General features: G+C 40.7%; 5 protein-coding genes. 3 read left to right on the top strand and 2 right to left on the bottom strand.

The window, feature by feature from the left end:
• Window positions 1–1647 (top strand): T9SS type A sorting domain-containing protein (locus GX437_02415; GenBank protein NLJ06503.1); only part of this gene is annotated, 1647 nt, incomplete at its 5' end.
• Window positions 1648–1676: 29 nt separating this feature from the next.
• Complete coding sequence (locus GX437_02420) at window positions 1677–2666, top strand: dihydroorotate dehydrogenase-like protein (protein NLJ06504.1); 990 nt, start codon at window positions 1677–1679, stop codon at window positions 2664–2666.
• Between the two features lie 36 nt (window positions 2667–2702).
• Here GX437_02420 and GX437_02425 read toward each other — a convergent pair whose 3' ends face one another.
• Together GX437_02425 and polA are read right to left on the bottom strand one after the other, a co-directional pair.
• The gene (locus tag GX437_02425) at window positions 2703–3824 is read right to left on the bottom strand and encodes a GNAT family N-acetyltransferase (GenBank protein NLJ06505.1); all 1122 of its coding nucleotides are present in this window, start codon (window positions 3822–3824) and stop codon (window positions 2703–2705) included.
• Window positions 3825–3900: 76 nt separating this feature from the next.
• Complete coding sequence (gene polA, locus GX437_02430) at window positions 3901–6588, bottom strand: DNA polymerase I (protein ID NLJ06506.1); 2688 nt, start codon at window positions 6586–6588, stop codon at window positions 3901–3903.
• A gap of 89 nt (window positions 6589–6677) precedes the next feature.
• Between polA and GX437_02435 the strand changes: the two genes are divergently transcribed.
• Window positions 6678–7901 carry a cysteine desulfurase gene (locus GX437_02435; GenBank protein ID NLJ06507.1) on the top strand — a complete coding sequence of 408 codons (1224 nt, stop codon included), beginning with the start codon at window positions 6678–6680 and terminating at the stop codon, window positions 7899–7901.
• The last annotated feature ends 277 nt before the right edge of the window (window positions 7902–8178 follow it).

Raw genomic sequence — 8178 nt, forward strand, 5'->3', positions numbered from 1 at the left:
AATATTGCCTTTGCCGATATCGACAATGACGGAGATGTGGATGCGGTTACCGGCATTTACTATCACCGTTGGGAATACTATCATCCCGACTCCAACGATCCGGGCGACCGATGTGAGGTGTTGCTTAACAGGGGAGATGGAAAGTTTTCACTTGTTGAAAACAGCGGATTAAACACGCTTGGTCCTCACACAGGGAAAGATCAGGGGCTTGTCAATATTACAGGGATTACATTTCTGGATTATGATAAGGATGGGAAGATTGATTTGTTTCTTGCCTCATGGTTTGACGATTACAAACTTAACCAGGAACAGGGCGGTTTAAACGGAATGACATCAAGTTATCTGTTAAAAGGCAATGGAGACGGCACTTTTACTGATCAAAGCTTTATTTCAAAAATCAGTCTGAATAAAATGCCTCTTTATGGTTCGAATGCAACCGACTGGAACAATGACGGCTGGATGGATATAGCCACAGCGCCTTATTGCCGGAGTGGAGGGAGCCTGTATGCCAATCAGAAAAACGGAAAATTCAATGATGTGGCTTTTGGCACAGGCTATAATACGCAGCACCTGAACGGAGATCAGGGACAGGCACTCTGTTGTTGGGAAACTCAACCTGCTGATTATGATAACGATGGAGACATTGACTTTTTTTACCTCCTGGTACATGGCGGATTCGGTGACGGAGAAGGCAGCAGTACTTTGGTCATCAACAAAGGTCCGGCTGAAGATTATCATCTTGAATGGGCATTGGAAAAGGTGAAACGTGAGCCGCCACGTCCAAGTCATCTGGGCGATTATTCCGGAAACTGGCTGGATCTGGATAACGACATGTTGCTGGATATGGTGATGGGAAGTGGTGGTTATTCCTCTAACAGAAGGTTGTTTGTCCTCAGACAGGACACTTCGGGCCTTCTGGACGACATTTCACTCGAACTGGGTATTACCAGTGCAACCACCATGATCCGTGAAATTGGCTCCCTGCAGCCATTTGATTATGACCTTGACGGAGATGATGATCTGCTGATTGCCCATGGAGATGGCACTTATCAGCCCAAAGGACAACTGGATGTTTATGAAAATAAAATTGGTAGCCAGAACAACTGGATTGGTATCAGGTTATTTGCCCCTGAAAACTGTAACCAGAGTGCAGTAGGTTCACGTATCATTGTTTGGGCAGGTGGAGTCAGACAAATGAGGGAAATTAAAGCCGGATACGGACATTTTGCCGGGCAGCAACCTTTTATTACCAATTTTGGCTTAGGCAACAATTCAAAAGTTGATTCAGTTGTCGTGGAATGGCAAACACAACCTGCGACCAGAACTGTAGTTACCTCTATTCCCATTAATCAGGTAAGCATTATTAATAAGGATGGTTACTGGGGATCATTGGGCACTAAGATTAACTTCAAAACGGAAGATGAGCTCAAAATCTGGCCGAATCCGGCTACCACCAGGTTGAATATTTACCTGCCGGGTGTTTCTGCTGAAATAAAATATAAAATTTCTGATATTCAGGGTAAAACGGTAGCTGAAGGAACATGTTTCAACTATATTGACATTTCAGCTATTGAAAAAGGGCTATACTTATTAATGATTGAAAATGAAGGAAAACATTACAATAAAAAATTTGTAATTTTCAGATAACTTTGCCGGAAATTTAAATCAATAAATTTATGGATTTAACAACCAGTTTTGCAGGATTTAAGCTGAAAAATCCAATCATAGCCGGAAGCAGTGGAATGACAGATAGTGTTGAAAAAATTATTTCACTTGAAAATGCCGGAGCATCAGCAGTCATTGTCAAAAGTCTCTTTGAGGAAGAGATCATTTATGAAATGGAAGAACAAAAGCACAGTATGAGCGGGAGGTTTTTCGTTTATCCTGAAAAATTCGACTATATGGAAGAAGAGCCTGAAGAAGACAGTGTCAGAAAATATCTGAGATTGCTTAAAGAAGCGAAAGAGTCAGTTTCTATTCCGGTATTAGCCTCAATAAATTGCGTTTCTTCGCAGAAATGGACATATTTTGCATCAGAAATTGAAAAGACAGGTGTCGATGCCCTTGAACTGAATGCTTTTATCCTGCCATCCGACTTCCACCGTACCGGAGCGGAGAATGAAAAACTTTATTTCGAAATCATTCAGGAAGTGAAAAAACATACCAATCTGCCACTTATTCTGAAAATCAGTTTTTATTTCAGCAATCTGGCACAGATGATTGTCAAACTCTCGGAAACAGGAATAAAAGGGATCACCTTGTTCAACCGTTTTTACAGTCCCGATTTTGACATTGATAATCTTAGCATTATACCTTCCTATGTACTCAGCACACCGGAGGATTTACCCATATCCCTGCGCTGGATAGGTATTATGTCGGGCAGAGTTAAATGCGATCTGGCTGCATCAACGGGTGTGCATGACGGCAAGGCCCTTATCAAGCAATTACTGGCTGGTGCCAATGCAGTTCAGCTTGCTTCCACCCTTTATCATCACGGGCCTGAATATATCTCTGTTATGCTTGGTGAACTTAAACAATGGATGGAATATCATGAGTTTAATTCTATTGATGATTTCAGGGGAAAGCTGAGTTTTTCGAAAGCACACGATCCGGCTGCCTATGAACGTGTTCAGTTTATGAAAAATTTCAGGAAGTTCAGAAGATAATTGATTCTGAGCGATTTGCTGAGATAATTATTCCTTTTACAAAGTTTTTACATAGCACCTTTTCCTTTTGTGCTGAATATGATCATAATTTTTCCAGTTTTGGATGGCTTTGATATTGGTTTCAAAAATTCCCGTGGTTTCAACGGCTTCGACACCCAACTTATTGATTTCCTTTTGAAGCTCTGTCATCAGTAAAGCGGCCACACCCTGTCCCTGCTGTTCATTTTTGATACCTGTCAGCATCAGGTCAACTACTTTAGGATGTTTCATTTGTCTCATAATATGAAGAAAACCAAAGGGATAGAGCCTTCCTTTTGCTTTTTGCATGGCTTCTGAAAGTGAGGGAAAACCAAGAATAAAACCAACCACTTCATTGTCTTTGTTTAAAATAATTTTTACCAGTTTGGGATTCAGCAGGTTAAAATATTTTTCAGTATAATACCGAATCATTTTATCATTCAGAGGAATGACATAAGGGAGCTCGCTGAATGCTTCATTCAGAACTTTAAACACCATTTCTCCGTAAGGTTTCAGCTCTTTTGAGCTTTTGAAATGAAGGATATGAAATCCATAACGTTGTTTGACCACCTCATTGATTTTCAGCACTTTTTCAGGAATTTCCGTGAGTGGGAACAGGCGGAATTCAATCCAGTCATTTTCCTTTTCATAGCCAAAATCTTCGAGGTACTGGTAGTAATAAGGCTGATGATACACAGAGCCAATCGAGGGCAGGTGTTCAAATCCTTCCACAAGGAGTCCCTGAAGATCAAGGTTGGAGAAGCCTAAGGGCCCGTGAATGGCTTTCATCCCTTTTTCACGTACCCAGTTTTCAGCAGTGGTGATCAAAGCCTCAAATACTTCTCTTTCGTCAAAGAATTCAAGGCGGGTAAACCTGCCTTTTTTTTCTCCTGTCTTTTCATTATAAGAAGGATTGATGATGGCACCGATTCGTCCCATACATTTCCCGTTTTTAAAAGCAAGCCAGAATTTTGCTTCCGTGAATTCAAATGCCGGATTAAAGGAGGGATCAATGGAATGGACTTCTGCCTTTTTTAAAGGTGGTACCCAAAACCTGTTGTTTTTGTAAATTTCAAACTGGACATTAACAAAACTTTTACGGTCGGATAATGTCTTAACTTCCTTTATTTCAACTGTCATGATTTTAATTCCTTTAAAAATGTGTTACAAAGTTATTTGCACTCCCAAATTCTGCAAATCTTTTTTATCTTTCAGGTCAGTGGGCATCCAGCCAGTTCATCCCTTTTCCGATATCCACGATTAAAGGTACTTTCAGCCTGACGACATTTTCCATCCCTTCCCTGACCAGCTCGGTTACTACTTCGTATTCATCCTGTATGACATCAAAAACCAGTTCATCATGTACCTGCATGATCATCAACGATTTAAGTTTTTCTTTTTTAAAAGTGTCATGAATTTTAATCATGGCTAATTTAATGATATCGGCAGCTGTTCCCTGCACAGGGGCATTGATGGCGTTTCTTTCGGCAAAAGCACGCTGCATGGCATTTACCGAATTGATGTCTCTCAGATATCTCCTTCTGCCAAACAATGTTTCGGCATACCCTGATTTTCTTGCTTTTTCGATGCTTTCCTGCATGTAATTTTTAATACCCGGAAAGCTCTTAAAATAGTTATCAATTATTTCTGAGGCCTCTTTTTTAGAAATGCCAAGTCTTTGGGCAAGCCCCCAGGAAGAAATACCATAGATTATTCCAAAATTAACCTCCTTGGCCTTTCTCCGCATATCGGAATTAACCTCTTCAGATTTTACTCCAAACACCTTTGCGGCTGTGGAAGTATGAATGTCTTTGCCTGTCCTGAAGGCTTCAATCATGGCTTCGTCATTGCTGACATGAGCCACCACACGGAGTTCAATCTGAGAATAGTCGGCAGACAAAATTAATCTCTCAGGCTGTCGCGGGATAAAAGCTTTTCTGATTAACCTGCCTCGTTCCGTGCGAACCGGAATATTCTGAAGATTGGGATTGCGCGAGCTTAACCTGCCGGTAGATGCTACCGCCTGTTCGTATGAAGTGTGTATCATACCTGAAACAGGATTGACAAGGCCGGGGAGAGCATCCGAATAAGTTGATTTAAGCTTCTGAATTTCACGATATTCAAGTATAACGCCAGCTATTTCATGTTTTTCGGCCAGACGTGTCAACACTTCTTCATTGGTGGAAAACTGCCCGCTTTTTTTTGTTTTCTTTGCATCAGGATCAAGTTTTAGTACATTAAACAATACATGCCCGAGCTGTTGGGGAGAATTCAGGTTAAAGCTCATTCCACAAAGCCTGAAAACCTTTTCTTCCAGAGCTTTCAGCTCATTCTGAAGCTCAGCGGACAATGCGGCAAGTATTTCACTGCTGATTTTAACCCCGTGATATTCCATCTCCGCCAGAACACTTACCAGCGGAATTTCAATATTGTGAAATAGATGGTGGTACTTTTCTTCAATCTCTTTTGAAAACAATTCATAAAGCTTAATATTCAGAAATGCAAATTGCCCGGGATTATCGGCAGGATGGCTACCTGAGACAAACTGATGGTGGAGATAATTCTCACAAAGACGGTTAAAATCGTGACTACTCTCCGAATCAATCAGATAGTGTGCAATGAGATTGTCAAACAAAAAACCATTGAATTCCAATCCGTTCGATTTCAGCAGCATGATGTCTTTCTTAAAATCATAGGCAATCAGCGTAATATCCTGAGCAGATAAAATTTCCTGCAGCATTTCTTTTGTTTCTTCTTGATAATCAAACAAATAAGCTTTTTCCTGATTGAAAGAAACAGCAAATGCCTTAATTTCTGATGTAAAGAGTTTGTCGTCAGTGTATTGGATCGCAAGGCTTAAAAACTTACTTTTCTTTAATAAAAAACGGATATGTTCGGTTTCCTTGTCTCCAGTATGAACATGAATGATCTGAATCATGGAGGGAGATTGATGATTCGGGTAGGTGGTAAATAGGTCCCCTTGTACTTCTATGCCTTCTTTTGATTTTATTTCCGGTTCTTTTCCCAGCATTCTTCTGGAAAGATTTTTAAATTCGAGCTCTCCGAAAATTTCCTCCAGTCTGCTTTTATCCCATTCTTTAACAGCAAAGGCTTTTTCATCCAATATTACAGGGGCATCGGTCATTAATTTGGCCAGTTGGTAAGAAATTCTTGCCTGTTCAGCATAGGTTTCCAGATTTTCCTTGATTTTACCTTTCAGCTCATGTGTGTGTGCCAGCAGGTTTTCAAGGCTGCCATACTGATTGATCAGGCTTTGAGCAGTTTTGGGGCCAATGCCCGGAACTCCGGGAATATTATCTACTGCATCCCCGGTAAGACTTTGAATATCAATTACCTGCTCAACTTTTTCAATGCCAAACTCTTTCAAAACCCTTTGTGTGTCCCATATTTCAACTTCTTTGGAACCACGTCCGGGTTTATAGATAAAAATATGATCATCAACAAGTTGTGAATAGTCTTTGTCGGGTGTTACCATATACACAAGGCTGTTAACCCTGTCTGCTTGTTTGACCAGAGTAGCGATGATGTCATCGGCTTCATAGCCCGGCATTTCGAGAACAGCAATGTTCATGGCCTGTAAAATTTGTTTGATAACCGGAATGGCAAAGGTGATGTCTTCAGGTTGTTTATCACGGTTAGCCTTGTATGCTGTAAAGTCCTCATGCCTGACGGTAGGTTCATAAGAGTCGAAAGCAGCTGCAATATGTGTGGGCTTTTCCTTTTCAATAATTTCAAGCAATGAATTGACAAAACCAAAAATAGCTGATGTATTTTGTCCTTTGGAATTGATTCTTGGATTATTGATAAAAGCAAAGTGTGCACGGTAAATTAAAGCAAGAGAATCGATCAGAAATATTTTCTTTTTTGCGTTTACGTCTGTCATTACCTGTTTGATTTAAAGTGTAAAGATAGGTCATCCGGTGTTAACTTTGCAGGCAGTTAAAAAACCTTCGTTAAATTGAAATTAATCTAATGTCTGAAACAGATATAAAAGCTATCAGAGAACAGTTCCCGGTTTTGCAACAAAAGATAAACGGCTTCCCGCTGGTATATTTCGACAATGCTGCGTCCACACAGAAGCCGATGAGTGTCATTAACCGCATTTCCGGATATTATCTTACCACCCATGCCAATGTTCACAGGGGGAACCATTACCTTAGTCAGAAGGCAACAGAAGAGTTTGAAGAGGCAAGGAAAACAGTTCAAAGTTTTATAAATGCTCAAAAAACGGAAGAAATTATATTTACGAGAGGGACAACAGAGTCAATTAATCTGATTGCTTACGTATTTGGGAAAAAATATTTCTTACCCGAAGATGAAATCATCATCACTGAAATGGAGCATCATTCCAACATTGTTCCCTGGCAAATCATGGCTGAAGAAAGAAAGGCCGGGATTAAGGTTGCCGCGATAAATTCGTCCGGAGAGCTGGATGTCAGCCATTTGAAGAGTCTTGTTAATGAAAGAACAAAATTGATAGCTATTACCCACATTTCGAATACATTAGGCAGCATCAATCCGGTAAAAGAAATTATTTCTTTTGCCCATCAACATCAAATACCGGTACTCCTTGACGGTGCACAGGCTATTCCTCATCTGAAAGTAAATGTTCAGGAGCTTGATTGTGATTTTTATTGTTTTTCAGGGCATAAAGTGTATGGGCCTACCGGGATCGGAGTTTTGTACGGAAAGGCAAAATGGTTGGCAGAATTACCACCCTATCAGGGCGGGGGTGAAATGATAGAAACGGTAACCTTTGAAAAAACAACTTATAACAAGCCTCCTTTTAAGTTTGAAGCGGGAACTCCCGATATTGCAGGAGCGATTGGCCTTGCAGAAGCCCTCAGGTTTGTTGAGGCAATAGGATCAGAAAATATTGGCAGGCATGAGGAAGAGCTGTTGAAATATGCCACGGAAAAAATCAATGAAATGGGTGGCATCAGAATAATTGGTACTGCCAGAGAAAAAGCAGGAGTTATTTCTTTTGTTCACAAACATATTCATCCGGGTGATATTGGTGTATTACTTGATAAGATGGGCGTTGCTGTCAGGGTTGGGAGTCATTGCACGGAGCCACTGATGAGAAAATACGGCCTGCCCGGTACTGTCAGAGCCTCTTTTGCTATTTACAATACGGTTGAAGAGGTTGATGTCTTTATTTCTTCTCTGAAAAAGGCTATCAAAATGTTAAGCTGAAGATATTTTATCCGATTAATTAATTTCAGGCTGGTGAGCGGGACGGTGTTGCTGATGCGATAAGTTTCTGTAAGTAGGCAGCAGGCAGTCTGTAGTAGGCACTGACATCTAACTCACCCCCTGCCCCTCTCTTTCGAAAAGAGAGGGGAGCTAAGGGCGTATCCGGATTTTAAAATTGTCTTATAAAACAAAAAATCAACATCCGCTCCAGTCCCGTAGGGACGATCTTATGGTAACACCTACAAAATAAAAGAGCCAAGTCCTGTAGGGACGGCCT

The sequence above is a fragment of the Sphingobacteriales bacterium genome, from assembly GCA_012517435.1.
Classification (GTDB): Bacteria; Bacteroidota; Bacteroidia; order CAILMK01; family JAAYUY01; genus JAAYUY01.